The sequence below is a fragment of the Oceanobacter kriegii DSM 6294 genome (assembly GCF_000422845.1).
Classification (GTDB): Bacteria; Pseudomonadota; Gammaproteobacteria; order Pseudomonadales; family Oceanobacteraceae; genus Oceanobacter; species Oceanobacter kriegii.
On the sequence record NZ_AUGV01000003.1, the window covers coordinates 212,045 to 237,730 of the forward strand.

The following is a 25,686-nucleotide window of genomic DNA, read 5'->3' on the forward strand; positions in this document are numbered from 1 at the left end:
CGTTTTTGATAATCGTTACTATTTACTATGAAAACATACCTATTGGTTGCGGCCCTCGCTGCGACTGTTCTGCTGGCCAACTGGCTAACCAGCGACGGCGAAGACATTCCCTCGTCGGATGCCGAATTGGTGATCAGCGGGCCGTTTGAAATGGTCAGTCAGGACCCATCCGAAGCGGGCTATGTATTCACCCGCATGCAGGTACTGGAAACCCTGGTGGACGTTTCCAGCCATGGCGAACTGCAAGCCGGGCTGGCGACTGATTGGCAGCATTCCGACGACTTCACCGAATGGCGCTTTCAGATTCGCCCGAACGTCAGCTTTCACGACGGCACACCGATGACGCTGGCAAGCGTGGTCAACAGCCTGCGCATTGCCCGCCAGAAACCCGGGCCGTTGAAGGGTTTGCCGATTGAATCCATCGATACCTCGGCGGCTACCAATGAGCTGGTGATCACACTCAGCGAGCCTTATCGGCCAATGGCCGCCGTGCTGGCCAATTACTCCACCGCCATTCTGGCACCGGCGTCCTATCAGGGCGACGACCACCATGTCGAACAGGTGATTGCCACCGGCCCTTATCAGGTTGCGGAGCTGAGCTTGCCGCACCGACTGCAGACCCAACGCTTTGATGGCTACTGGGGTGCCAAACCCGCCATTGCCAGCGCCGACTACATCACCGGCCACCGCTCCGAAACCCGCGCCTTGATGCTGCAAAACGGTCAGGCCGACATTGTCTACAACCTCGACCCGGCCAGCATGGACATGCTCAGCCATGCCGAAGGCGTGCACGTCAGCAGTGTGGCGATTCCACGCACCATTGCCATCAAGCTGAACACCGCCTTGCCGTTACTGAACAGCGTTGCAGGACGCCGGGCATTGAGTCTGGCGATCGACCGACAAGGCATCGCCATGGGCATCTTGCGGGTGCCGGGCAGCGCCGCCAACCAGCTGTTCGGCCCGGCCATGGGCGACTGGTATAATCCCAACCTGACACAGCCACAGCGCGACCTGACCAGCGCCAACCAGCTGCTCGACCAGCTTGGTTTCAACTGGCCTGCGGGCAGTCAGTTCCGCCTGTTTGAAGGCAAGCCGCTGCAACTGGACATGGTGACCTACGCCAACCGTCCGGAACTGATCACCATTGCCACCGCCATTCAGGCCCAGTGGGCTGATGTCGGCGTGCAGGTGAACGTGCTGGTCGATAACTCCAGTGCGATTCCGGCGGGTCATCACAGTGGCGAGCTGCAAACCGCACTGATGGCGCGCAACTTCGCCTCGGTGCCCGACACACTCAGTGTAATGCTAAAAGACTTTGCCGATGCCAACGGTGGCGACTGGGGGCCAATGAACTGGGATTACCCGCCGCTGTTTGCCCTACTGCAACAGATGAAAACCGAACAAGACCCGGGTCTGTTCCACCAGCAAGCACAACAGGCAGCGGCGATGCTGGCAGCGCAGTTGCCCATGATTCCGGTGACCTTCTATCAGCAGCAAACCGGCATCAGCGACCGGGTGAAAGGTTTCCGCTTTGACCCTTACGAACGCTCGTTCCATATCAGCGACATGCAACTTAACGCCGAGCCGCAGCCATGATGCCCGCAGCCGCCATCCGTAACCTGCTGCTGCGTCGTTTGCTGCAACTGCTGCTGATGGCCTGGGCCATTGGCACCATTACCTTTGTGCTGGTGCGTAGCCTGCCTGGCGATATGGCTTACCGGATTGCCGCCGAACGCTACGGCGACGACGCCATTACCACCGCCGCCGCCGCCTCAGTACGGCAAGAGCTAGGGCTGGATGTACCGGCCTGGCAGCACTACCTGAACTGGCTGTTGGAACTGGTGCAGCTGAATCTGGGCAACAGTCTGGTCAGTGGCGACCCTGTGATTCACAACCTGCAACACCAGCTTAGCTACACCCTGGCACTGGTATTCGCCGGGCTGTTGGTGTCGCTGCTACTGGCCATTCCGATTGGCTTGTTGGCGGGCTTCAAGGCCAACCGCGGTGCTGACCATCTGAGCTTGCTGGCCTCGACCCTGATCCGGGCGCAACCGGTATTCAGCGTCGGCCTGCTGCTGATTTTCCTGCTGGCCATGAACATCCAATGGCTGCCGGTGGCGGGCTTTGGGGAATTGAAGCACCTGATTTTGCCCGCCCTGACGCTGGGCATCTGCATGGCGGCGGTATCCAGCCGCATCATTCGTAACAGCACCGTCGACGTCACCCGCTCGGCCTATTACCAGTTTGCCCGGGTCAAAGGGCTAAGTCGCTGGCACACCTTTGTGCACCACGGCGTGCGCAATATTTCGGTGCCGGTGGTGGCCTATCTGGGCATTCAAACCGTGATGCTGATTGAAGGCGTGATCATGATCGAAAGCCTGTTCGCCTGGCCCGGCATTGGCCATGCGCTGTCACACGCCATTTTCTCCCGCGATGTGCCCATGATTCAGGGGGCCGCACTGCTGATGGGCATGCTGTTTGTGGTGATCAATGCACTGGTCGATGCCATTTGCCTGTGGCTGGACCCACGCTTACAGCTTTCTGCCAGCACATCCAACAACGCATCGCCCACCAACTCCACCGGCAAAAAAACGGCACAGGAGGCCAGCTTGTGAGGCTTATCAACACGGTCACTCGCCGCCAATGGCTCGGCACGGCCATTTTGCTGGTGCTGGTGCTGTTTGCCGTGCTGGAAGGTCTGTTTGGCAGTGCCGACCCCGCCCGCCAGCAGTTAATGAACCGCTTTCTGGCACCCTCGGCCGAACACTGGTTAGGTACCGATCAGTTTGGTCGCAGTAATCTGGCTCGCATGGGCGAAGCGGTGCGGCTGTCGCTGCTGCTGGCCGTTATGTGTGTGGTCACCGCCGCCAGTCTCGGCATTGGCCTCGGGGTGGTGGCAGGCTGGCGCGGCGGCTGGACCGACAAGGCACTGAATTTTCTGGTCACCACCGTACTGGCACTGCCGGGGCTGGTGCTGGTGCTGCTGTTTGCCGCCATCGTGCCGGGCTCGTTTGTAATGCTGTACGTCGGCATCGCCATCACCTTGTGGGTGGAGTATTTTCGACTGGTGCGAGCCATTACCCAACAGCGCATGCAAAGCCCACAATTGCAGGCCTCCAACATGCTTGGCTTTGGCCGCTGGTATCTGTTCAAGCGTCATATCTGGCCGGGGCTGGCCAGTCAGGTGTTCACCCTGATGGCCTTTGGTGCCGCCTCCGCGGTGCTGGCGATGGCCGCCACCGGCTTTGTCTACGTTGGCCTCAAGCCGCCCACGGCAGAGCTGGGGTTGATGATCGTTGAACTGTTCCCGTATTACGCCGAAGCCCCCTGGGTGCTGGCACAACCGCTTGTTGCCCTGTTTCTGCTGATACTGGGCTGCAACCTGCTGGCGAGTAAGCCGTCATGACCCCATTGATCGATGTTTCCGGCCTCACCATCCGCTCGGCCAGCCAGCCCCTGATGCAACCGCTAGCACTGACCTTGCACGCGGGTCGGCCGCTGACGATTCTGGGAGAAACCGGCTCAGGCAAAAGCCTGCTGGCACAAGCCATCATGGGACTGCTGCCCGATGGTTTGCACAGCGATGGTGACGTTTGTATCCAGGGACAGCGCCTGAGCACCAGCGAACGGCAAGCACTGTGGGGCAAGCAACTGGCCATGCTGCCGCAGGAGCCCGCCCGCGCGCTGGACCCCACCATGGCGTCCCAACAGCAAGTCAGCGAAGTCCACCAACTGGTGCTGCAACACACGCCAGAGCAAAGCCAGCAGCGCAGTGCTGAAAGCTTACAGTCGTTAGGACTGGTCAATGATGGCGACAAGATTCCCTCACAGCTGTCAGGTGGTATGGCGCAACGTCTGGCGTTCGCCGCCGCAACCGCCGCCGGAGCACAGATTGTGCTGGCCGACGAACCCACCAAAGGGCTCGATGCCAGTCGCCGCAACGACGTTTGCCGACTGCTGCGCCAACACATCGAACGCTCGCCAGAGCGCCACGGCCTGTTGACCATCACCCACGATGTCGACGTTGCCCGTCAGCTTGGCGGCGACATCATCGTGATGCGTAAAGGCGAGATTCTGGAACGCGGCAGTGCCGAGCAGGTGCTGAACCAGCCAAGCTCCGACTACGCCCGTCAGCTGATTGCCGCCGCACCGTCGAACTGGCCCAACGGCTTGTTTGAACAGCCAGTGCCAATCCCCTCGAAGCTGCTGCTTGAAACCCGTGGTCTGGGCAAACAACGGGGCGGACGTCAGCTATTCGGGAGCCTGAACCTGCAACTCGCCGAAGGTGAAATCCTCGGTTTGTGTGGCGACAGCGGCAGCGGCAAAAGCACCCTCGGCGATGTACTGTTGGGGCTGGTCAGCGCTGACTCGGGCGACATTCACTGGCACACCAGAGTCCAACGCTGGCAAAAGCTGAAGCTGTATCAGGAACCACCGGCGGCGTTCGCCGACGGCGTAGCCTTGGGTCAGCTGATCGACGACGTGATTCAACTGCATGGCCTCGCCCATCAGCAGGTTGCACCGTTACTTGAAGCGCTGTCTCTGGACGCCAGCCTGCTTGAACGGCCGTCCAACGAAGTCAGTGGTGGCGAGCTGCAACGCATCGCACTGCTACGGGCACTGCTGATGCGCCCCAAACTGCTGATTGCCGACGAGCCGACCTCCAGGCTCGACCCCGTCTCCGCCCGCGACGTCACCGTACTGATGACCCGCGCCTTGCGTGCCGCCCATTGCAGCGCGGTCTTTATCAGCCACGACCTCGACCAGCTGCGCCACAGCTGCGACCGGGTATTGCAACTGAGCGAAGGCCAATTACACCCGATTGGCTAACGCCCGGCTGAGATCGCGAACTGGCAGAGAATTCCCGCCGCTTGTTATCATGCGGCGACCTGAAAACGAGGCACCCAAGTGAAATACAACGACCTGCGTGACTTTATCGATCAGCTGGAGAAGCAAGGCGAACTGGTTCGCGTCAGCCATCCGGTCGATCCCCATCTGGAAATGACCGAAATCGCCGACCGCACCTTGCGCGCTGGCGGCCCGGCGCTGCTGTTTGAAAACCCGGTAACCAAAGACGGCAAGCGTTACGACATGCCGGTGTTGGCCAACCTGTTTGGTACGCCCAAGCGCGTGGCATTGGGCATGGGCGAAGACTCGGTCGAAGCGCTGCGTGAAGTCGGCAAGCTGCTGGCCTTTCTGAAAGAGCCGGAGCCACCAAAAGGCATGAAAGACGCCTGGAATCAGCTGCCGATTTTCAAGAAAGTGCTGACCATGGGACCCAAAGAAGTCCGCAAGGCCGCTTGTCAGCAGGTGGTGATTGAAGGCGACGACGTTGATCTGGGTAAAATCCCGGTGATGCATTGCTGGCCGGGCGACGCCGCGCCACTGATTACCTGGCCGCTGGTGATCACCAAAGGGCCTCACAAAGACCGCCATAACCTAGGCATTTACCGCCAGCAGGTGATTGGCAAGAACCGCATCATCATGCGTTGGCTAAGCCACCGTGGCGGCGCGATTGATTTTCTTGAGTGGCAAAAAGCCAACCCGGGCAAGCCATTCCCGGTAACCGTAGCGTTGGGCGCCGACCCGGCAACCATTCTGGGCGCAGTGACACCGGTACCGGATACCCTCAGCGAATACGCCTTTGCCGGTCTGCTGCGCGACAGCAAAACCGAGCTGGTGAAGAGCATTGGCAACGACCTGCAGGTACCGGCCTCCGCCGAAATCGTGCTGGAGGGTGTGATTCACCCGGACGACATGGCACCGGAAGGGCCATACGGCGACCACACCGGTTACTACAACGAAATCGATAACTTCCCGGTGTTCACGGTAGAACGTATTACCCACCGCAAGGACCCGATCTACCACAGCACCTACACCGGCCGTCCACCCGATGAGCCAGCAGTACTGGGCGTGGCATTGAACGAAGTGTTTGTACCGATTTTGCAGAAGCAATTCCCGGAAATCGTCGACTTTTACCTGCCGCCGGAAGGTTGCTCCTACCGTCTGGCGATCGTCAGCATGAAGAAGCAGTACGCCGGCCACGCCAAACGCGTGATGATGGGCGTGTGGTCGTTCCTGCGTCAGTTCATGTACACCAAGTTCGTGATTGTGGTCGACGACGACGTCAACACCCGCGACTGGAAAGACGTGATCTGGGCCATCACCACCCGCATGGACCCGGCTCGCGACACCACGCTGGTTGAAAACACCCCGATCGACTACCTCGACTTCGCCTCACCGGTCTCCGGCCTGGGCTCGAAAATGGGGATGGACGCCACCAACAAATGGCCCGGCGAAACCACCCGCGAATGGGGTACGCCAATCGTCAAAGACGACGCCGTCGTCAGCCACGTCGACGACATCTGGGACCAGCTGGGCATCAAACTGCCGGAAAACGGCGGGAATATTTGAGTCTGAGGTCTGAGGTCTGAGGTCTGAGGTCTGAGGTCTGAGGTCTGAGGTCTGAGGTCTGAGGTCTGAGGTCTGAGGTCTGAGGTCTGAGGTCTGGCCAAGAGTGTGGGAGAGAGCTTGCTCTCGATAAACCATCGGCAGCAAGCTGCCTCCCACAGCGTTGTTGGGCGTGGCCCAACCTACAATGAATAAGAAGCAGCGTTTCGGCTCCCGACAACCGCGCATCAAGATGAGCCGTTTTTGGGGAGGGCGAACAGGACATCACGGCCATGGATGGCCGGATAGCCCGGTTAAGGCATGGATGCCGCATCCGGGCGAGTTCGTTGTGAGCCAGAGCAAAAAACGAATAGCGAATCGGTAGCGCAAAGCAGAGGGGATGGCTTGCCGCCGGGGCGATACGGCGCTCCGGGAGAAGTTCTCCCCAAGAGGCAAAAGGTCCAACTTGCTCTGCGGTGCCCATCGCAACAGCACGCGTGAACCCACCATGCCCCAAATCCATTTCCTCCCTGCCGATATCACCATCCCTTGCGAGCCAGACCAAACCATCATGGCAGCGGCCAAAGCCGCGGGTATCAAGATGAAGGTGGCCTGCAAAAACGGCATTTGTGAGGTCTGCAAAGCGGATTTGCGACAAGGAACCGTCCGTTTCAGCAATCCCATCGGCGAGCACGTACTTGAGAAAAAGAATCAGGTACTATGTTGCGTAGCCATACCGACCACGGATACCGAAATTTTTATGTCGAACGTCAAACACCCGGACGACAAGCCACAGGTAGAGCTGGGCTTTCAGATTCAGTCCGTTACACAGGCCAATGAAGAAGTCGTCATCGTTGATCTGCTGGCACCCGCTGGCAAGTCGCTGGATTTCCTGCCTGGCCAATACCTGATGCTGCACGTCGAGCTGGATGGCGAAGCCAAACAGCTGCCGTACTCCATCGCCAGTGCGCCGGGCAGCCTGACCGGTGGCGACGAGCGTGCGCTGCAACTGCACATTGCCAACGCCAGTGACACGGCCGCCAAGGTGATTGAGTTCCTGAAGTCCCAGCCGGTGGTTACCGCCACGCTGCCAATGGGCGATTGCTTTGTGTCGGCCAACAAGCTGAAAGAATTTGGCGACAAGCCGATCCTGCTGATTTGTGCCGGCACCGGCTTTGCCCAAATCAAGGCGCTGGCCGAAGGCATTCTGGCTCTGGAGCCGGAGAAAGAGCTTCATCTGTACTGGTCCAACCGCCATGGCGGCGGTTTCTACCTGAACCAGCTGCCGTTTGAATGGGTCAAGCAGCACAGTAATGTGCACTTCCACCCGATTCTGGAGCAAGCAGCGGAAGACTGGGATGGCCGTGCGGGATGGATTTACGAAGTCATCCAGAGCGATTTCCGTGACCTGTCAGGCATTCACGCCTACGCCTGTGGCTCTCCCAACATGGTGTTCGGCACCCTCGACCAGCTGGAACCACTGGGTCTGACCGAAGCCAATTTGCACTCGGATGTGTTTGCCTGGGCAACTCGCCCGGCCAAAGGCTGATGCTGTTGGGCTACCGGTTCAGCCGGTAGCCCAGCGTTCTGTCGTGGCGATGAGCGGCGCTATTCTTTCCAACTCACGACTTCCCTGCACGACTTCTCCGCACTACCTACACCTGCCTGCTTTCCTTACAACGTTCCCCTTAGAGCACCGATATAGAGCGACGATATAGAGCGCAAAATCTCGTTCACGTTGCCGGTTAACCCGAATTCCATATGTCAAATTTGAACCATTGTAAATTGATCGACCGTACTGTTTTTCATGCTTTCGGCTCAATACTTCCTTGCCATCAGATTTTCCTAAGGCACTGATTTTAATAGTAAAATTAACTTACAAAAGTGTTGTTAGGACCCTCAAGTTCACCCCGCTGTACCCCTTCAAAGCGAGTGCCAAAACGGATTCTGGCCAAACCACTCTTTACAAAACCATCAATTGTATTTGATAATCATTATCAAATGATAATCATTTTGTTAATTACCCCCCATCACCGGAGAGAAATAAATGGAAGTATTCGGTCGTGTGTTCAACCTGCTCACAGCGTCCCGTCTGAAAACCCCGCTTCTGCTTTTGCTGGGCGGCTTGTTGACCCAACAAGCCATCGCCAGCAGTGTCAAACTTGGCCTGGTTCATCCAACCACCGGCCGTTACCAGCAACAAGGCTTTGATATGGCGCAGGGCGCCTTGCTGGCAATTGAAGAGATTAACGCCCAAGGGGGGATTCTGGGACAGCCGGTTGAACTACTGACTGAAAACACCGCTGGTAAGGTTGAAACAGGCGTCGCAGCCACGAATAGCCTGATCAAGCAGGGTGCCGACGTAGTGTTTGGTGCCGCCTCCAGTGATGTCGCCATCGCCGCCGGCAAGGAAGCCGCCCGCCACGACAAGCTCTTTTTCGCAGCGCTGAGCTACGCCAACGAAACCACCGGCAGCGCTGGACACCGCCATATGTTCCGTGAGCCCGCCAGCGCCTGGATGACCGCCAAGGCACTGTCGTTCTACCTCAACCAACAGCTGCAAGACCGCCGGGTATTCTTCCTGACCGCCGATTACAGCTGGGGTCATTCCATGGAAGAGTCCATTCGCCGCTTCACCAACACCGGCGATGTACAAACCCACCCGGCGGCTCAGGTACCTTACCCACGCCCACGCCATTCCGAGATCGAAAATGCCCTGATTCAGGCGGATGAGTCCGGTGCCGATGTACTGATGCTGATTCAGTTTGGCGACGACATGGTAACCGCGCTGGAAATGGCGACCGAGATGGGCCTGAAAGAGCGCATGGAGATCATTGTGCCAAGCCTGACCCAGAATATGGCCGCCAATGCCGGTGCCTCGCTGATGGAAGGCATCGTCGGCACGGTGCCATGGACCTGGCAGGTGTCGTTTGAATTCGGTTACCAGCGTGGCCAGGACTTCGTCAACGCCTACGTTGAGAAGTACGACCAGTACCCGGACAGCCCGGCAGCATCCGCTTACAGCATTGTTTATCAGATCAAGGAAGCGGCCGAAAATGCCCGCGGCCTTAACAGCAACGACCTGATCGATGCACTGGAAGGCCACAAGTACTCCCTGCTGAAAGAACCACAGCAGTGGCGCGCCTTCGACCACCAGAACATTCAGTCTGTGTATGTCGTACGTTGCAAATCCTGGGACGACGTTATGAAGTCGCCACTGCGCTCCGACTACTTTGAAGTCATGCTGAGCCTGCCAGGCTCCGTCAGTGCCCGCACCGAAGACGAGTGGAAAACCGACCGTATGGAGGCAGGCCAACCAACCCGCCTGTAGCTTTTCAGCAAGCCTCTGGTTCTTCAGAGGCCCCCAAACATTAAAGGCCGCTCGCCTGCTGGTGAGCGGCCTTTAACGTTTCTGTCGCACCGACTGAGCAATGACTCAATATTCCCGGCCAGGCAGCCACAAATGGTTGAAATCCAGCCAGCTCTACTGACACACTGTCGCCATACCTGTATCTGCCTCCCTGTTAGGGTGGCTAGGGACCCTCTGAATAACTCTGCACAGCTCTGCGCGAGTCCTGCAGGTTGTCAGAACAAGGCGGCGAATGCAGTGGAATGACTAGTCCTTTCCAAATTCGCTAACACCGTTCTGGCGGCCTGCAGGCCGCGCCCTGCGGGGATGGCATGGCATTGCTGACTCTGTGTCGCTGATTTTTGACTTGACCCGTCAGGCCTGCAAATCAGCTTCGTGATTCAGCTTCGCCCTGTCATCCAGAGCGGGCACCGAGTTATTCAGAGGGTCCCTAGCGTCTGTACTCAAGAACCAGCCCTGATCACTGCCCAAAGCAGCTCAATCCAGTGGCCAAATACAGACGCCAGCCGCAATGCCACGGCTATTTCTGCAAACTTTTGTCATATCCGTGGTCACAGGCTGTGATACAACACGTTTCTGTTGCTTTTAATGCTATCAATTCAATACCAAGGAGTTTCTGTGGATTGGCTTAAAGAAATGACCTCGCTTTCGACCGAGGAAATCTGGGCGAACTATCTGCTGCCGTGGGGCACCCAGATTGTCATGGCTCTGGTGGTGTTCTTCGTTGGCCGCCTGTTGGCCCGACTGATCCTGAAAGGCGTGACCGGCGCCATGGGGCGCGCCAAGGTAGACCCGATCCTGACCAACTTCATCAGCACCGTACTGGGTTCGCTGTTGCTGGTTCTGGTCATTGTTATCTCGCTGTCGCAGCTGGGTCTCGAAACCGCCTCGCTGATCACCTTGCTGGGTGCCGCCGGTCTGGCCGTTGGCCTGGCACTGAAAGACTCACTGTCGCACTTCGCTGCTGGCGTGATGTTGATTCTGTTCCGTCCATTTAAGGTCGGTGACTACGTTGAAGTGGACGGCGTTGCCGGCTCCGTCGACAAGATCACCATTTTCAGTACCCGTCTGAAAACCCCGGATAACCGCGTGGTGACCGTGCCAAACTCCAACGTGTTTGGTAACACCATGACCAACTACTCGGAAGAAGCGACCCGTCGTCTCGACCTGGTGGTGGGTATTTCCTACGGTTCCGACCTGCTCAAGGCCAAGCGCTTGTTGCAGGAAATGCTGGCCGCCGACGAGCGCGTGCTGAAAGACCCGGAGTACCGCGTTGCCGTAAACGAGCTGGCCGATTCCTCGGTAAACTTTATTGTTCGCCCGTGGGTAAAAGCCTCCGACTACTGGGCCCTGAAATGGGACCTGACCGAGAAAGTGAAACTGAAGTTCGACGAAGAAGGCATCGAAATTCCGTTCCCACAAATGGATGTGCACCTGCATAAGGAAGCCGAAGACAAGGCATAACAGCTATTATCTTCGGCCGCCGAGCGGTCACTGCATCACACGAAAACGGGCACCTGCGGGTGCCCGTTTTTGTTGCGGCGTCATCACGCCGCGTTTTGCGCCAACACGAGCGACAGCTGGCGGACAGTAGCCAATATTCCCCAAACGCAACCAGCGTATCAGACCAAAGCCCCACTGCATTGGTCGCAAAATCGGCAGATCATGTCTTATATAAAAATAACAAGATAGGAAATCGATATGCTGAAACCATCTGGATTCCTGCTACTGCCTCTGCTGGCCCTGAGCCTGATTGCAGAGGCCGTCGAGCCCATCAAACTGGGCCTTAACTACCCATCCACAGGGCGCTACAAAGAGCAGGGCATTGCCCAGGCTCGCGGTGCCTTGATGGCCATTGAAGAGATCAACGCTGCCGGCGGGGTGCTGGGGCGGCCATTGGACCTGCTGACCGCTAACACCGCGTCCAAACCGGACAAGGCTGTCGACAACGTCCGCGATCTGGCGTCCAAGGGCGCGGCCATGCTGTTTGGCGGTGCTTCCAGCGCGGTGGCCATTGCCGCTGGCAAGGAAGCAGCCAAACAAAAGCTGATTTACTTTGGCACTCTGACCTACGCCAACGAAACCACCGACGAAGAAGGTCACCGGCACATGTTCCGGGAAACCTACAACGCCTGGATGGCAGCCAAGGCACTGGCGTTTTATTTAACGCCGAGCCTGGCCGATAAAAAGGTCTTTTATATGACGGCCGACTACAGCTGGGGCCACTCGGTGGAGTCGTCGCTGCGCACCTTCACCAATACCGCAGACACCCAGGCCCATCCGGCCATGACGGTGCCTTTCCCACGGCCACGTCAGGCCGATATTGAAGCCGCACTGGAAGCCGCCGAGCGTTCTGGCGCCGATGTGCTGATGCTGATCCAGTTTGGTGACGACATGGCCACCGCGCTGAAGCTGGCCTACCGTATGGGGCTGAAAGACCGCATGCAGATTGTAGTGCCCAACCTCACGCTCGGCATGGCGCAATCTGCCGGTGCCGGGGTGATGGAAGGCGTGGTCGGGGCAGTGCCCTGGAGCTGGCAAGTGCCGTTTGTTTACGGTTATTCCAAGGGCCAGGAGTTCGTCAAAAACTTCAGCACCCGCTACCGTACCTACCCGTCCAGTTCGGCCGCATCGGCCTACAGCATCGTCTATCAGTTTCGTGATGCCGCCGAGCGAGCAGGCAGCCTCGATACCAACAAGCTGATTGCGGCGTTGGAAAACCATAGCTACACCGCCCTGAAGGACCCACAAACCTGGCGCGACTTTGATCACCAGAACGTGCAATCGGTGTATGTGGTGCGGGGTAAGGCCAGAAACGAGGTGTTGAAGGACACCTTCAAGGAAGATTTTTTCGAAATACTGCTGAACATTCCCGGCTCGGTGGCGGTGAAGACCCGCGCCGAGTGGGAGCAAACCCGCAAGGCCGCGGGCAAGCCATTGGTATTGCAATAAAACCACCAGCGCTGCCGTGAGCCATCACTGATGGCAGCGCTGAATATTTATCCATTCAGACCACCCGCCGTCTACTAACAGCTACCCACTAACAGCCGGGCGCTTCACCAGCCCTCAGTCGCGAGTGGCCAGTGCCTGCTGGAAGTAACGGCTGGCGCCAACATGATCCTGCTCTTGCACCAGCAACTTGCCCATCTCGGCGTTCAGCTCCGGCAGGCTTTTCAGGCGCAAACCGGTTTGCAGGAATTCCCGCGCACGCTCCGGCTGTTCCTGTTTGTTGGCCAGACGAGCCAACACCAACAACAGCACCGGGTCGTTCGGACGCCCGGTAAGCTGTTTCTCGGCAAACAGAAAACGACGGCTGACATCGGCACCGTGGAGGTTGCCGTAGGCCTGCACCAGGTCATCGCGCCAAACGTGCGTCAGCGCGTGACGCAGGTCGGCTTCGGCCATTTCATCTTCGCCAAGATCGTGCAGCGCAGTAACGTAGCGCATCAAAATATCGGCGTTGTAACGGCAGTAGCGAGGCATGCCCTTGTAGAGCTTCTGGATCGCCGCCGCCGGTTGTTTCGACTGGCTGCTGCGAGCGGTGCGGTCGATCAGTTGCAGATACACCTTCTGCTCCAGCTCACGCAGCTTGTCTTGCGGTACCTTGCCCGCTTTGCCAATCACCGGCAGTAGCTCGTGCAGGGCAACCCAGTCTTCAAGGTCCTGATACAAACGCACCAGCAGCTTCAGCAAATAGGTGTGGCGAGGGTATTTGTCACGCAGGTTCACCAGCACGGCCAACGCCTGTTCGCGCTGGCCACGGGAAATCAGCAACTGGGCATGGGAAATACCCACCGCCAGCTCTGCCCCACGGGTACTCTTGTTGGCCGAGTTCAGCAGCTCGTCGGTGGCTTCGTGCTTGCCTTGCTCATAGGCTGCCCGGGCGGCAGCCAGATAGTTAATCAGCGGCATGTCGGTATTGGCTGCACTGCGGGTCAGTAAGCGTTCAGCCCGTGCCCACTGGCCCTGCGCCAGCGACAGCAGACCCCGAGTGGTCTGCTTGCGAGCACGGCTGGTTTTGCGATTGCGGCGCCATTCGTTAAAGCGCCAATCCGACCCCAGCATCACCAGACTGAAGCGGAACAGGAAGTACATCACCAGTACAAACGCCGTCAGCAGCAGCAGGAACACCCACAGGCTGGTTTCAACCCGATACGGCCCCCAGCTCAGCAGTACGTAGCCTGAATCCTCACCACTCAGCGAGCCGAGCGTCAGGCCCACCACCATGGTGACAACAAAGAACAGCAGCCAACGCTTCATGGCTGACCTCCTGCATCCTGCTCAGCTGCGGGCAGCACCACTTCAGTCTGGGCCAGACGCTGGCGCAACAGGCGCAAGGAACCGCTGATGTCCGGTACCGCCGGGCTGACTTTCCAGCCCTCCAATTCGGTCACCAGCTGCTGCAAGGTGACGGTGGCGGCATCGTCCTGCGGCAAGGCGCGGCCGATCCATTCGGACACCCGTTTCAGGCTGCGGTCGTACAGGTTCTGATCACGGCGCAACATCGCCAGCTGAGCCTGTTCCAGCATCAAACGGGCGTTCTGTTGCAGGTAGTAGGATTGCTCGGGGGACAGCGGGATATCGACCGGCGTGTCTGTGCGACGAATCCGGATCGCCTGACCCAACCCCTCGCGTACTTCAAACCACAGCTGGACATACCAGCTGCGTTCTTCATTGCTGGCCGAGGCCTCAGGCGTGCTGGTCTCGAAACGCACGTCCGGCATCCAGTTAATCTCGCCAAGGGTATCCTGCATGGCCTGCAAACGGCTCACTGCACCCACCCGGTCGACGCCCGGCACCAGACGCAAGGACTGGATTTCGCGGGCGATTTCCATCCGCACGCCATCAAAGCCCGGGTTGCGGGTTTCAGCCAGTACCTTGTCGGCAGCTTCCAGCATTGCCAGCGCACCGCTGACATCGCGCTCCAGATTCAGGCGCTGATTGCCCAACCGCAGCAGGTATTCGACTTCTGCCACCAGCCAATCCTGACGGTCGGAACCGGCCAGTTCGGCCAAACGGGCGTCATTGTGGCGGGTCTGGCGAGACAAGGCTTCCAGCTCATCGAGCAAGCGACGATTGTCGGCGGCCAACGCCTGGGCACGGCTACTGGCTTGCTGCTGGGCTGACAAGGCACCGTTCAGCTGGCGCTGGATACCTTCTATTCGCTGCTGGTCAGCATTCACCTGCACCAGCTGCTGTTGATTCATCCAGACGCTGTATCCGGCCACCAGCAAGGCAACCAAAGCCAGCAACAAAGCCAACAGCACCGCGAAGCCACGGCCTTTCGATGGCGCTGTTTCAGAGGCGGATTCAGACACAGCCTTGTCGGCAGCCTGACGCTTTTTCGCCGCGGCTTTGGGCGCATCGGCAGTCGTCTTGTTATCCGCAGGAGAACTGTCAGCCGTATCCGGTTTGCTGGCGGCGACGTCCTCGACGTCGGCCGATTCAATACTGAGCGACAGGGAAACGCTTTCCAGCTCGTCTGGAGCCTTGTCGGCATTTTTCGAAGACGAGCCTGGTGAAGAGTTCGATGAAGGAGTACTCACGGTTGTCTTCGGGTCTGACTTCCGGTTTGAATTTGGCTTGCCGTTATCGTCCACGATTAACTTCCTGTGATCCGTTTGAAAAAACCGGGGAGAACCACCCGGCACAGCCCGCCAAAACGGGCTGGTTCAGTTATCCGTTAAAGTGGCTTGCAAGGCAAGCCAGCATATCGTCATCGCGCGCACTGGCGGGTACCAGCACCTGCCGGAAGCCAAGCTCACGGGCCTGATCGGCCACGCGCTCGCTTGGCAGCACAATGCCGGCCAGCCGCTGTGGCAGGTCTGGCAATTGCGCCATCACAATGTCGAGGGCCTGACCACTGCTGAGCAACAACCAGCTATTCCCTTCGTCTGACAACACCTGCTGCCACTGGGCCGGACTGTATTGCTGTTCGACACGCTCGTACAACTCGGCGTAATCCACCGTCGCACCGCGCTCACGCAGCACGGTGGCCAGCGTCTCACGGCCGCCGACACCCCGCCAGATGAGGATGCGTTGTTCCGCCACCACCTGCAAGTCTGGCAGCGCCAGCAGGCCTTCACTGTCATATCGGGAGTGCGGCAATTGCACAGTCAAACCCGCCTCACGCATGGGTTCGGCACTGGCAGGACCAACACCATACCAATGCACACCGATGGGAGGCTGAGGCCACAGTTCATCGAGCAGGTCGAGACCATAGCGGGCCGCATTGGCACTGATGGCGATAACGTGCTGATAGAGATCGAGGTCGAGCATGCGAGTGCGGCACAAGCGCGCTTCGGCGCTACTGTCGGCAACGGCGCTGATGGCCATCAAGGGCATCGACGCCACCGAATGGCCATTGGCTTGCAGCTGCTGCACCAATGCCTCACCCTGTCCCGCCGGGCGAGTAACAATCACATGGGCCACGGTTTACTTGACCTCGTGGCCGTACACGTCTTTCAGGATTTCACCGGCACCTTGCTCCAGCAGGTGTTCTGCGGCGCGAATACCAATGGCTTCGGCATCCGCAGACAAACCCGCCTGCGCCGTGGTCAGCATCTTGCTGCCGTCCACCGCACCGACCAGACCACGCAGGCTGAGGTTGTCGCCATCCAGCTCGGCATAGGCCGCAATCGGTACCTGACAGCCACCTTGCAAGCGACGGTTCAAGGCCCGTTCGGCCAATACACAGGCGGTGGTTTCTGCATGGCCCAGCGGGCGAATCAGCTCCTGAATCTCCGTATCGCCAGTACGCCATTCAATGCCCAGAGCACCCTGACCACCGGCTGGCAGCGACTGTTCTGCCGGAATAAAAGACGCAATGCGATCGTCCATTTCCATGCGCAGCAAACCGGCAGAAGCCAGAATGATGGCGTCGAACTCACCGGCATCGAGCTTGCCCAGACGGGTCTGGACGTTGCCACGCAGTGACTTCACAACCAGATCCGGACGCAGTTGCTGAGCCTGACACTGACGACGCAGGCTGGAGGTACCCAACACGGCCCCTTGCGGCAGCTCATCAAGGCTCTTGTACTGGTTGGAAACAAAGGCATCAAGCGGATTTTCACGCTCGCAGATGACCCCCAGCTCCAGACCTTCCGGAAACTCCATCGGCACGTCCTTCATGGAGTGCACAGCAATGTCCGCACGACCATCCAGCATCGCGTTTTCCAGCTCTTTGACGAACAGACCCTTGCCACCGATCTTGGCCAGCGGGGTATCGAGAATCTTGTCGCCCTGGGTCGAGAAGGTCACCAGCTCCACCTGCAAACCGTCGTGCATGGCTTCCAGCCGCGCCTTGATGTGTTCGGCCTGCCACAGAGCAAGCGGGCTTTTACGGGTAGCAATTCGAAGGGTTTTGATAGCAGACATGGCGGTCCCTGAGATTCAGACGGTCGATTCAGAATTGCGGGCATCATAGCAGCCGCCTTTGTCTGCGCGAAATACGACCGCTGATCTGGCTCAAGCCGACCAGAGACATACTCAGGTAGTAACCGGAATAATCGATGACGCCGTATTACAACCGCTTCATCAGCCGTCGTACATCGGCCAGATGGCGGCGGCTGACGCTGATGCCTTCTTCCTGACCGCGCAGATACAAGCGATGACCGCCGCCGGTTTGGGCTTCCAGCCGGGTCATGCGATCACGGGCCACCAACGCACTGCGATGCACCCGCACAAAGCGTTCGCCAAATTCTTCTTCCAGTTGCTTGAGGCTGTCGTCGATCAGGGTTTGCCCCTGCTCATGAACGGCATTGACGTATTTCTGATCGGCGGAGAAATACAGCACATCGTCGATCGGGATCAGCTCCAGACCATTATGAGTACGGGCAGACAAGTGAGAGCGAGCATCTGTGCCAGAGGCATCGGCCGCTGGTTCTTGAGTCAATCCACTCGCCAACTCAGTAGCAGGCTGACGCAGCGCCAGCCGTTGCTCGGCGCGGCCTAACGCCCGGCTCAGATCGTCCCGTCGAATCGGTTTTAACAGGTAGTCGATGGCATCTACGCCGAAGGCTTCGAGAGCGTGCTCATCGTAGGCGGTGCAGAACACCACCAGCGGTGGCTGGGCCATCGAGGTCAGCTCAGCAGCGGCTTCGAGCCCCGTGCGGCCAGGCATCTGAATATCCAGCAGCACCAGTTCGGCACTGTGCTGTTGCAGCCATTCCAGCATCGCATCGCCACTGTCGAGGGCCGCTGCCAGTTCAAATTGTGGGTGGGCCTCCAACAGGCGGGCCAACCGTTCGCGGGCCAATGGCTCGTCGTCCACCAGCAAGGTTCGATATCCCATCATCAACTCCTCATGCGGCTACCGGAACCAATAGCCGAACCTGATACTGCTCGGGTGTTTCATGAATCTGTAGCCGGGCGTCATCGCCAAACATGGCCGCCAGTCTGGCACCGATGTTCTGCTGGGCAATGCCATTTCCACGAGCGGTCGGTTTTTCCGGACGGGCGTTAGTTACTTCGATGCACAACTGCCGGGGCGACAGCTGACGGGCATTCACTCGCACCCAACCGCCCTGACGCATGGGCTGCACCCCATGGTAAATGGCGTTTTCCAGCAGCGGCTGCAACACCAGCGACGGCAGCACCACATCCGGCATTGGCTCAGGCAGCTGCCATTCAACCCTCAAACGCTCACCCAGACGCGTGCGTTCAATATCGAGATAACGCTGACCAAGCTCGACTTCCTGCGCCAGCGTGGATGGCTGGTCGTCGCCGTTCAACACCACCCGGAACAGCTGGGCCAAATCCAGCAACATGGTTTCGGCCTTGTCGGGGTCCGTCACAATCAGCGCCGCCACGGTATTGAGGGTATTAAAAAAGAAATGCGGCCGAATATTGGCCTGCAAGGCCGCCAGACGTGCCCGCAGCTCCGCCTGCGCCTGCATCCGCCACTGGCTTTGCACATAGAAGTACCGCAGCGCCAGCGCCGTTACCAAGGCACTGACCAAGGCATTGCGCCCGAGCCAGAGCCAGTCGGTATCGTAGGCCAGGCTGGGCCAGAGCCAGTCGGCCATCAACCCCACCGCCAATGTCACCAGCTGCACCAGCAGCAACGCCAGCAGCGACGCGGTTAGCACCTGCAAGCCAACCAACAGCCGCCGTAACTGACACAGCAAGGCCACCGATATCAGCGCTACCCACTGCACAAACAGCGACACCAGCCCAAAACGCTGCATCGAGAAGGCTTCCAGAGTGGATTCCATCAGCGTCAGAATCATCACCAGACCTTCACTGACCGCCAGCAAATAGAGGATTGCGCGGGTGTTGCAAAGGTCGGGCAGGAAAAAAGCTTCCAGTAATTGTTGTTTGCGGCTGTGTTCGGCCGCCCTTGCGGGCATCGACATCCGGGCAGTACCAGTGAGGGTCACAAAGCGCCCAGTGTGGCGTCCGCCCGCTATCCCGGCAAGTGCCTGTTCCACATCAGCGTGATTTGACCCGCCGTCAGCGGTGTATTCGGGTTAACCCGCCACCGCTGCGCAGGTATACTGTTGCGCTTTGAATTGACCGATGCAGCCAAACTGCGTTTTCTGAGGGATACCCATGACTGATCAAGCCACCAATGCCTCCTGGGGCGGCCGTTTTTCCGAACCAACCGATGCCTTTGTCGCTCGTTACACGGCGTCTGTGGACTTTGACCAGCGCATGTACCGTCAGGACATTCAGGGCTCCATCGCCCACGCCAAAATGCTGTGTAAGGTGGGCGTACTGACCGACGCCGAGCGTGACGACATCATCCGTGGTCTGGAAGAAGTTCGTATTGAAATCGAACGCGGTGAATTCGAATGGTCTGTGGCGCTGGAAGACGTGCACATGAACATCGAAGCCGGTCTGACCAAGAAAATCGGCATCACTGGCAAGAAGCTGCACACCGGCCGTTCCCGTAACGACCAGGTGGCCACCGATATTCGTCTGTACATGCGCGACGAGATCGACGTGATCTCCGCTGAGTTGACTCGCCTGCAACAGGGTCTGGTAGAACTGGCCGAAAAAGAAGCCGACACCATCATGCCGGGCTTCACCCACCTGCAAACCGCTCAGCCAGTGACCTTTGGTCACCACCTGCTGGCCTGGAACGAAATGCTGACCCGCGACTACGCCCGTCTGCAGGACTGCCGCAAGCGCGTTAACCAGATGCCACTGGGCGCGGCTGCACTGGCCGGTACCACTTACCCGATCGACCGCGCTTACACCTGCGAACTGCTGGGCTTTGATGCACCGACCGAAAACAGCCTGGATTCCGTTTCTGATCGTGACTTCGCCATTGAATTCACCAGCGCGGCGTCACTGATCATGATGCACATGTCCCGCTTCTCGGAAGAGCTAGTGCTGTGGGCCTCTGCCCAGTTCCAGTTTGTCGATCTGCCAGATCGCTTCTGCACCGGTTCTTCCATCATGCCGCAGAAGAAAAACCCGGACGTGCCGGAACTGGTGCGTGGCAAGACCGGCCGTGTTTACGGCCACATGATCTCCCTACTGACCCTGATGAAGTCCCAGCCACTGGCCTACAACAAGGATAACCAGGAAGACAAGGAACCGCTGTTCGACACCGTCGACACCCTGCGTGACTCCCTGCGTGCCTTCGCTGACATGGCTCCGCACCTGCAAGCCAACAAGGAAAGCATGTATGAAGCCGCCAAGCGTGGCTTCTCTACCGCGACCGATTTGGCCGACTACGTGGTTCGCAAGGGCATTCCATTCCGTGATGCACACGAAATCGTGGGTAAAGCGGTGGGTTACGGCGTAGAAACTGGCAAGGATCTGAGCGAAATGACGCTGGAAGAACTGCAGCAGTTCTCCACCGAAATCACCGAAGACGTCTTCGACGTGCTGACTCTGGAAGGTTCTGTGGCTGCCCGTGACCACATTGGTGGCACCGCACCGAACCAGGTACGTGCTGCGGCTGGTCGTGCCAAGGCGTTGCTGGCACAGCGTTAAGCGTCGGGCGTCGGGCGTCGGGCGTCGGCGCATAGGATGGGCACTCGTGCCCATCAAGCCATCTGGCGATGCGATCCTGGCGCTGGAAAGTTATTAGCCCCTAAGCGTTGGATGGCACTCGCTGCGCTCGTTTATCCAACCTACCGGCCCAGACTCCAGACCCCAGACCCCAGACCCCAGACCCCAGACTACTTTATCCCGCCGCTTTCTTACCGAAAAAACGTTTGAACCAGCCCTGCTGTTGGGCCACGGTGACAAAACGGAACACCAGCACGGCGTGCATCACCGCGATCAGCGATGCCGGTGCATAGTCCTCCGCAGCAAACATTTCCCACACGATTGACGGCAACGTCAGGATCGGAAACCACGCCACAAAGCGATAGAAGAAATTTTCAAAGCGGGAAATGGCCTGATTTTCGGCTTTATTCTTTTTATTGTGTTTTTTCATAATGACCTGCCCGAAACGGAAACGGATTAGGGAGCCTCTGAAACAGGGTACACAAAGCCACCCGCCAAAACACTCGCCATTGGTCTGATAAGCGACCAATCCACTGCTACACTTCACGTAGTTTTTTATCCTGGAGGCCTCGTGGCTGCTGTACGACTCCTGCTCACCCTTGCCCTGTTTTCGCTGTTAGGCGGCTGTCAGCAGGAGACCTCCTTGTTGCGCATCGGCTCCAACACCTGGCCGGGCTACGAGCCGATGTACGTTGCCCGAGAGCTGGATCTGCTGGAGCCCGCCAATATTCGTCTGGTGGAAATGCCGGATGCCTCGGCGGTGATGGATGGCCTGCGTCAGGGCGTGCTGGAAGGCGGAGCCCTGACCCTTGATGAGGCCCTGTTGCTGGCCTCCGAAGGCATGGACCTGACCATCATCATGATCTGCGACCAGTCCCAGGGGGCCGATGCGGTGGTGGCCAAGCCGGGCATTCTCAGCCTGGCAGGCCTGAAAGGCCAGCGCATTGCTGCTGAAACCAGCGCCCTCGGGGCCTTGATGACCACCCAGTTGCTGCAACAGGCCGGTCTGTCGCGCGAAGACGTCACCATCATTCCTATGAACGTTAACCAGCAGTTGGAAGCCTATCTGGCTGGCGACGTTGATGCCGTGGTGACCTTCACGCCGGTCCTTAATGACTTGCAAGAGCTGGGCGCTCGCACGCTGTTTACCAGCGCCGATATTCCCGGCCAGATCGTTGATGTGATGGTGGTTCACAGCGATCTGGTAAATCGCCACAAGGGTGCCCTGATTACGCTGGTACGCGGTTTTCATCAAGCCTGGCAGCAACTGCAGCAGCAACAGCCAGAAGCCCTCCGCTACGCCAACCAGCGCCTTGGGCTGGACGACATCAGCAGTGCCTGGGAGGGCATTCATATTCCCAGCCTGACCCAGAACCTCGCCTTTTTGCAGCCACCTGAAGAAAGTCAGGCAGCACCGGTGCAACAAACCGCCATGCAGTTGCATCGAATTCTCAATGATCAGGACCTGCTCGCTTCAGGCGAGTATCCCCCCCTACATGTCACCGATGCCGTTGTATTGGGAGCTATGCAGTGAAACAGCAGCCCGAGGGAAAACCGATCAAGCACTACTCCATCCGGGAAGTGCTGTTGTCATGGACGGTACTGGCGGTCATCGCCGTCAGCGTATCGGTCGGCTACTTCCTGTTTGATTTGTCGGAAAAGAATTTCACCTCCGACTGGAACACCAAAATCCGCTACGAGCTGTCGGTGCTGAAACAACAGGTGCAACACGCACTGACCAACGACGATTTTGAATTGGCCGACCGCACCATCGCCATGATGGCCACGCACCCGACCGTGCAACGCATCGACCTGATCAAAAACAATCGTTACCTGTTTTCCACCCGCCGGGCGGATATTGGTCGACGCTATCCGGGGGCGACCAACCAGGCCACGGCCATTGAGGTCGAACCCTTCGAGCCGTTGTCGATGAAGCCGGACAGCAATCTGCTGCACATTGTCCTGCCGATTCATTATTACCCGGAAGGCAGTCGCCAGATGGAGCGGGCAGCGATCTACGCCAGCTATGACCTGAGTGGCGAATACCAGGCCATGATGTCGGAGTTTTCCAACAAGCTGGCGCTGGTGCTGGGGATTTTATTGCTGTTTTTCTATGGCATGGCCCGTCTGATCCGTGGTCAGGTACTGACCCCGATGCGACAGCTGCGCCAATACATCGACTCCCAGACCCGCAACGATTCCGGCACCACGCTGGCGATATCCGGCAGCCGCGAATTCCAGCAGCTGGGTATTGCCTTCGAGCAGCTGCACCATCACTTGCGCGACTCGATCCGGCGGGTTAAACACCAGCATGCACTGGAGCGGGCGTTCTCCCAGACCTTTCCCGACCTGGCGCTGGTGATCGACAGCAATGGCTGCATCTGCGAACGGTTTGGCTCTCGCAATACCGACATCCCGGAGCTGGACGAGAGTGTCACCGGCACCCTGATGTGGCAATGGATCGACAAAAGCCAGCAGGACAAGGTGCGTCATTGCTGGCAGTCAGCGCTGGAGCAGGGCCAGCTGATCATTGAATCGCTCTACCATGCCGGCATGCATCTGGAATCGCGCATGTCGCCGTTTCAGCAAGCCGACTCCGGCAACGATCAACAACACGTGCTGTGGGTGATCCGCGACGTCACCGAGCTGCACCGCAAGCAAGTCGAAATTGAATACCGCGCCCACTACGACAACCTCACCAACCTCGGCAACCGCGAAATGGCCCTCAGCGTGGTCCAGCAGCAGCTCGATACCGCCCGCGACGTCGGTTTGTTTGGTGCCTTGCTGTTTATCGACCTCGACCATTTCAAGAACATCAACGATTCGCTGGGCCACCCGGTTGGCGACGCCATTTTGCGGGAGGCCGCCTCAAGGCTGAAACACTCCAGCAATGACGATGACCTCTGTGCCCGCATTGGCGGCGATGAGTTTCTGGTGGTACAGGGTGAACTGGTGGCCGACGTCAACGTCTCCATCGACCGCGCCACCACGCTGGCCTCCCAGCTGTTGGAGCAGTTCCGGCAACCCTTTGTGTATGAGCGCCACACCTTCCACCTGTCGGCCAGTATTGGCATCTCGGTGTTCCCGTTTCAGCAAACCACCGCGGCCGACCTGATTCGTCAGGCCGATACCGCCATGTACTACGCCAAGGCCAACGGCCGTAACGCCTGGAGCCTGTTCAACGAACACATGCAGCGGGAAACCCAGGACAAGCTTAATCTGGTCAACGACCTTCACGACGCCATCAAGGCCCAGCTGTTCTCGCTGGTGTTCCAGCCTCAGGTGGATGAAAACAACTGCGTGACCGGCGCTGAAGTGCTGTGCCGCTGGATGAACCACGGCAAGCCGGTACGGCCGGATATCTTTATTGCCGCCGCCGAGGAAGCCAACCTGATTGTCGACCTCGGTGACTGGATCTTGTCGGAATCCTGCAGCCTGTTGCAGCAGTGGATTCAGCAAGGTTGCCTGCCCGCCGGATTCGAACGTCTGGCGATCAACATCAGCCCGGCGCAATTCCTCGACCCGGAATTCCTCGACCGTTTGCTGCACCACACCAAAGTCGCCAACCTGGCGCCGGAAATGATCGAACTGGAAATCACCGAAGGCGTCTTTGTACGCGACAAGAGCCTGGTACGAGAGCTGATTCACCGACTGGTGAAGCTCGGCTACGCCGTCTCGCTGGATGACTTTGGTACCGGCTACTCGTCGCTCAGCTACCTGCAAAGCCTGCCGATCCAGACCCTCAAGATCGACCGCAGCTTTGTGAACCACATTCACAACGCCGACAAGGCCAACGCCAATATCATCGACTACATCATCCAGTTGGGTCGTAACCTGAAACTGGAGATCATCGCCGAAGGGGTCGAAACCCGTGAACAGCATGACTACCTGCTGAAGCACGGATGCGGTAAATTCCAGGGCTACCTGTTCAGCGCACCGCTGAACCCCAAGGACTTTATCGACTACCTGTCACCTGTAGAAACATGAGATTGCCGCTGGTTTACCACCCAAACTATTCGTGCCCGTTTCCTGCTGAGCACCGCTTTGTGATGTCGAAATTCGTACGCCTGTACGATCATCTGGTGGCCAAGGGCATTGCCACAGCAGACAACCTCTACCAGCCAGCGGAAGCCAGCATCAGCGATCTGGCCATTACCCATAGCCCGGTGTACCTGATGGGCTTGCAGGACGACAGCATTGAACCCAAAGCCTGGCGGCGACTGGGACTGCCGTGGAGTCAGGGACTGGTCGACCGGACCTTTACTGCCCCCAACGGCACCGTGCTGGCCGCCCGACTGGCACTGCAACATGGCATGGCCAGTCACCTTGCCGGTGGTACCCATCATGCTCACTATGACTTTGGCTCCGGCTTTTGTCTGGTTAACGACCTCGCCTACACGGCCAAAACCCTGCTCAGCCGGGGCGAAGTCAACTCGGTACTGATCTTCGACCTCGACGTGCATCAGGGCGACGGCACGGCAGCCCTGTTGGCGGACGAGCCCAGAGCCTTCACCTGCTCGATCCACTGCGAGAAGAACTTCCCCTTCCGCAAGAGTCAGAGCGACCTCGATATTGGCCTCGAGCGCTATCTGGATGACGACGCCTATCTACAGGTCGTCAGGGAAACCTTCGATCAGCTGTTAGAACAGCAACAACCCGATCTGGTGATTTACGACGCTGGTGTCGACGTTTGGGAGCATGACGCCCTTGGCCACCTGAACGTGACGCTGGAAGGCATACAAGCGCGGGATGAGTGGGTGTTACGACGCTGCCAACAAGCCGGCATCCCGGTTGTGACCGTGATCGGAGGTGGTTACGACAGCGACCATGCACGACTGGCCAGACGGCATGCCTCGGTGGTGGAGAGTGCCTGGCAGGTGTTCAGCGAGCGTTAGGGTGTGTAACTCGCACCAGTGTTTGCATCCAGCATATCAGACGGTGCGCAGTGCGCACCCTACATG

The 25,686-nt window shown here is 58.5% G+C and carries 20 protein-coding genes; 13 read left to right on the forward strand and 7 right to left on the reverse strand.

Translation table 11 applies throughout. The annotated features are described in order from the left end of the window. Window positions 1–27 precede the first annotated feature (27 nt). The 9 genes from G516_RS0100925 to G516_RS0100965 all read left to right on the forward strand — a co-directional run bounded on the left by G516_RS0100925 (window position 28) and on the right by G516_RS0100965 (window position 12,712). Window positions 28–1,596 carry an ABC transporter substrate-binding protein gene (locus G516_RS0100925; RefSeq protein ID WP_028292058.1) on the forward strand — a complete coding sequence of 523 codons (1,569 nt, stop codon included), beginning with the start codon at window positions 28–30 and terminating at the stop codon, window positions 1,594–1,596. Then, complete coding sequence (locus G516_RS20510; protein WP_245582577.1) at window positions 1,593–2,615, forward strand: ABC transporter permease; 1,023 nt, start codon at window positions 1,593–1,595, stop codon at window positions 2,613–2,615. The genes G516_RS0100925 and G516_RS20510 overlap by 4 nt, the downstream gene beginning before the upstream one ends. After that, on the forward strand, window positions 2,612–3,406 hold the full coding sequence (locus G516_RS0100935; protein ID WP_028292059.1) for an ABC transporter permease: 795 nt from the start codon (window positions 2,612–2,614) through the stop codon (window positions 3,404–3,406). Before G516_RS20510 ends, G516_RS0100935 begins: the two co-directional genes overlap by 4 nt. Further along, window positions 3,403–4,830, forward strand: coding sequence for an ABC transporter ATP-binding protein (locus tag G516_RS0100940; protein ID WP_028292060.1), 1,428 nt, complete (start codon window positions 3,403–3,405; stop codon window positions 4,828–4,830). The genes G516_RS0100935 and G516_RS0100940 overlap by 4 nt, the downstream gene beginning before the upstream one ends. Window positions 4,831–4,908: 78 nt before the next feature. Then, on the forward strand, window positions 4,909–6,414 hold the full coding sequence (ubiD, locus tag G516_RS0100945) for a 4-hydroxy-3-polyprenylbenzoate decarboxylase (RefSeq protein ID WP_028292061.1): 1,506 nt from the start codon (window positions 4,909–4,911) through the stop codon (window positions 6,412–6,414). A 484-nt stretch (window positions 6,415–6,898) separates the two neighbouring features. After that, window positions 6,899–7,939 carry a 2Fe-2S iron-sulfur cluster-binding protein gene (locus G516_RS0100950; protein WP_051218803.1) on the forward strand — a complete coding sequence of 347 codons (1,041 nt, stop codon included), beginning with the start codon at window positions 6,899–6,901 and terminating at the stop codon, window positions 7,937–7,939. A 498-nt stretch (window positions 7,940–8,437) separates the two neighbouring features. After that, window positions 8,438–9,721 carry an ABC transporter substrate-binding protein gene (locus G516_RS0100955; protein WP_084644779.1) on the forward strand — a complete coding sequence of 428 codons (1,284 nt, stop codon included), beginning with the start codon at window positions 8,438–8,440 and terminating at the stop codon, window positions 9,719–9,721. A 657-nt stretch (window positions 9,722–10,378) separates the two neighbouring features. Then, the gene (locus G516_RS0100960) at window positions 10,379–11,224 is read left to right on the forward strand and encodes a mechanosensitive ion channel family protein (protein WP_456090126.1); all 846 of its coding nucleotides are present in this window, start codon (window positions 10,379–10,381) and stop codon (window positions 11,222–11,224) included. A gap of 237 nt (window positions 11,225–11,461) precedes the next feature. Continuing rightward, window positions 11,462–12,712: an ABC transporter substrate-binding protein gene (locus G516_RS0100965; RefSeq protein ID WP_156878915.1), complete on the forward strand. Its 1,251-nt coding sequence runs from the start codon at window positions 11,462–11,464 to the stop codon at window positions 12,710–12,712. A gap of 114 nt (window positions 12,713–12,826) precedes the next feature. On the opposite strand, the gene G516_RS20515 is transcribed toward G516_RS0100965, so the two are convergent. The 6 genes from G516_RS20515 to G516_RS0100995 form a co-directional block, all read right to left on the reverse strand. Further along, window positions 12,827–14,020: a heme biosynthesis HemY N-terminal domain-containing protein gene (locus G516_RS20515; RefSeq protein WP_051218804.1), complete on the reverse strand. Its 1,194-nt coding sequence runs from the start codon at window positions 14,018–14,020 to the stop codon at window positions 12,827–12,829. Continuing rightward, a complete protein-coding gene (locus G516_RS0100975; protein WP_169449483.1) occupies window positions 14,017–15,306 on the reverse strand; it encodes a uroporphyrinogen-III C-methyltransferase in 1,290 nt (429 codons plus the stop codon). The genes G516_RS20515 and G516_RS0100975 overlap by 4 nt, the downstream gene beginning before the upstream one ends. A gap of 130 nt (window positions 15,307–15,436) precedes the next feature. Further along, window positions 15,437–16,192: a uroporphyrinogen-III synthase gene (locus tag G516_RS20520; protein WP_051218805.1), complete on the reverse strand. Its 756-nt coding sequence runs from the start codon at window positions 16,190–16,192 to the stop codon at window positions 15,437–15,439. Window positions 16,193–16,195: 3 nt separating this feature from the next. Continuing rightward, window positions 16,196–17,137, reverse strand: a complete 942-nt coding sequence (gene hemC / locus G516_RS0100985) for a hydroxymethylbilane synthase (RefSeq protein WP_028292067.1) — start codon at window positions 17,135–17,137, stop codon at window positions 16,196–16,198. 145 nt (window positions 17,138–17,282) lie between these two features. Beyond that, window positions 17,283–18,056 carry a LytR/AlgR family response regulator transcription factor gene (locus tag G516_RS0100990; RefSeq protein WP_245582578.1) on the reverse strand — a complete coding sequence of 258 codons (774 nt, stop codon included), beginning with the start codon at window positions 18,054–18,056 and terminating at the stop codon, window positions 17,283–17,285. A 7-nt stretch (window positions 18,057–18,063) separates the two neighbouring features. After that, window positions 18,064–19,116, reverse strand: a complete 1,053-nt coding sequence (locus G516_RS0100995; RefSeq protein ID WP_051218806.1) for a sensor histidine kinase — start codon at window positions 19,114–19,116, stop codon at window positions 18,064–18,066. Between the two features lie 196 nt (window positions 19,117–19,312). On the opposite strand from G516_RS0100995, the gene argH reads away from it, so the two are divergent. After that, window positions 19,313–20,707, forward strand: a complete 1,395-nt coding sequence (gene argH, locus G516_RS0101005) for an argininosuccinate lyase (protein WP_028292070.1) — start codon at window positions 19,313–19,315, stop codon at window positions 20,705–20,707. Between the two features lie 193 nt (window positions 20,708–20,900). Here argH and G516_RS0101010 read toward each other — a convergent pair whose 3' ends face one another. Beyond that, window positions 20,901–21,272, reverse strand: coding sequence for a hypothetical protein (locus tag G516_RS0101010; RefSeq protein ID WP_156878916.1), 372 nt, complete (start codon window positions 21,270–21,272; stop codon window positions 20,901–20,903). 24 nt (window positions 21,273–21,296) lie between these two features. On the opposite strand from G516_RS0101010, the gene G516_RS23595 reads away from it, so the two are divergent. The 3 genes from G516_RS23595 (at window position 21,297) to G516_RS0101025 (ending at window position 25,620) form a co-directional block, all read left to right on the forward strand. Next, entirely contained in the window at window positions 21,297–22,259 is a 963-nt protein-coding gene (locus G516_RS23595; protein WP_051218807.1) for an ABC transporter substrate-binding protein, read from the forward strand. After that, window positions 22,256–24,712, forward strand: coding sequence for a putative bifunctional diguanylate cyclase/phosphodiesterase (locus G516_RS23600; protein ID WP_051218808.1), 2,457 nt, complete (start codon window positions 22,256–22,258; stop codon window positions 24,710–24,712). The genes G516_RS23595 and G516_RS23600 overlap by 4 nt, the downstream gene beginning before the upstream one ends. 62 nt (window positions 24,713–24,774) lie before the next feature. Beyond that, complete coding sequence (locus G516_RS0101025) at window positions 24,775–25,620, forward strand: histone deacetylase family protein (RefSeq protein ID WP_245582579.1); 846 nt, start codon at window positions 24,775–24,777, stop codon at window positions 25,618–25,620. Window positions 25,621–25,686 lie beyond the last annotated feature (66 nt).

Excerpts from the sequence above, each read along its gene's own strand:
- G516_RS0100925 (WP_028292058.1), top strand. The coding sequence starts at position 28 with ATGAAAACATACCTATTGGTTGCGGCCCTCGCTGCGACTGTTCTGCTG.
- G516_RS20510 (WP_245582577.1), top strand. The coding sequence starts at position 1,593 with ATGATGCCCGCAGCCGCCATCCGTAACCTGCTGCTGCGTCGTTTGCTG.
- G516_RS0100940 (WP_028292060.1), top strand. The coding sequence starts at position 3,403 with ATGACCCCATTGATCGATGTTTCCGGCCTCACCATCCGCTCGGCCAGC.
- G516_RS0100950 (WP_051218803.1), top strand. The coding sequence starts at position 6,899 with ATGCCCCAAATCCATTTCCTCCCTGCCGATATCACCATCCCTTGCGAG.
- G516_RS0100955 (WP_084644779.1), top strand. The coding sequence starts at position 8,438 with ATGGAAGTATTCGGTCGTGTGTTCAACCTGCTCACAGCGTCCCGTCTG.
- G516_RS0100965 (WP_156878915.1), top strand. The coding sequence starts at position 11,462 with ATGCTGAAACCATCTGGATTCCTGCTACTGCCTCTGCTGGCCCTGAGC.
- G516_RS20515 (WP_051218804.1), bottom strand. The coding sequence starts at position 14,020 with ATGAAGCGTTGGCTGCTGTTCTTTGTTGTCACCATGGTGGTGGGCCTG.
- hemC (WP_028292067.1), bottom strand. The coding sequence starts at position 17,137 with ATGTCTGCTATCAAAACCCTTCGAATTGCTACCCGTAAAAGCCCGCTT.
- G516_RS0100990 (WP_245582578.1), bottom strand. The coding sequence starts at position 18,056 with ATGATGGGATATCGAACCTTGCTGGTGGACGACGAGCCATTGGCCCGC.
- G516_RS0100995 (WP_051218806.1), bottom strand. The coding sequence starts at position 19,116 with ATGTCGATGCCCGCAAGGGCGGCCGAACACAGCCGCAAACAACAATTA.
- argH (WP_028292070.1), top strand. The coding sequence starts at position 19,313 with ATGACTGATCAAGCCACCAATGCCTCCTGGGGCGGCCGTTTTTCCGAA.
- G516_RS0101025 (WP_245582579.1), top strand. The coding sequence starts at position 24,775 with ATGTCGAAATTCGTACGCCTGTACGATCATCTGGTGGCCAAGGGCATT.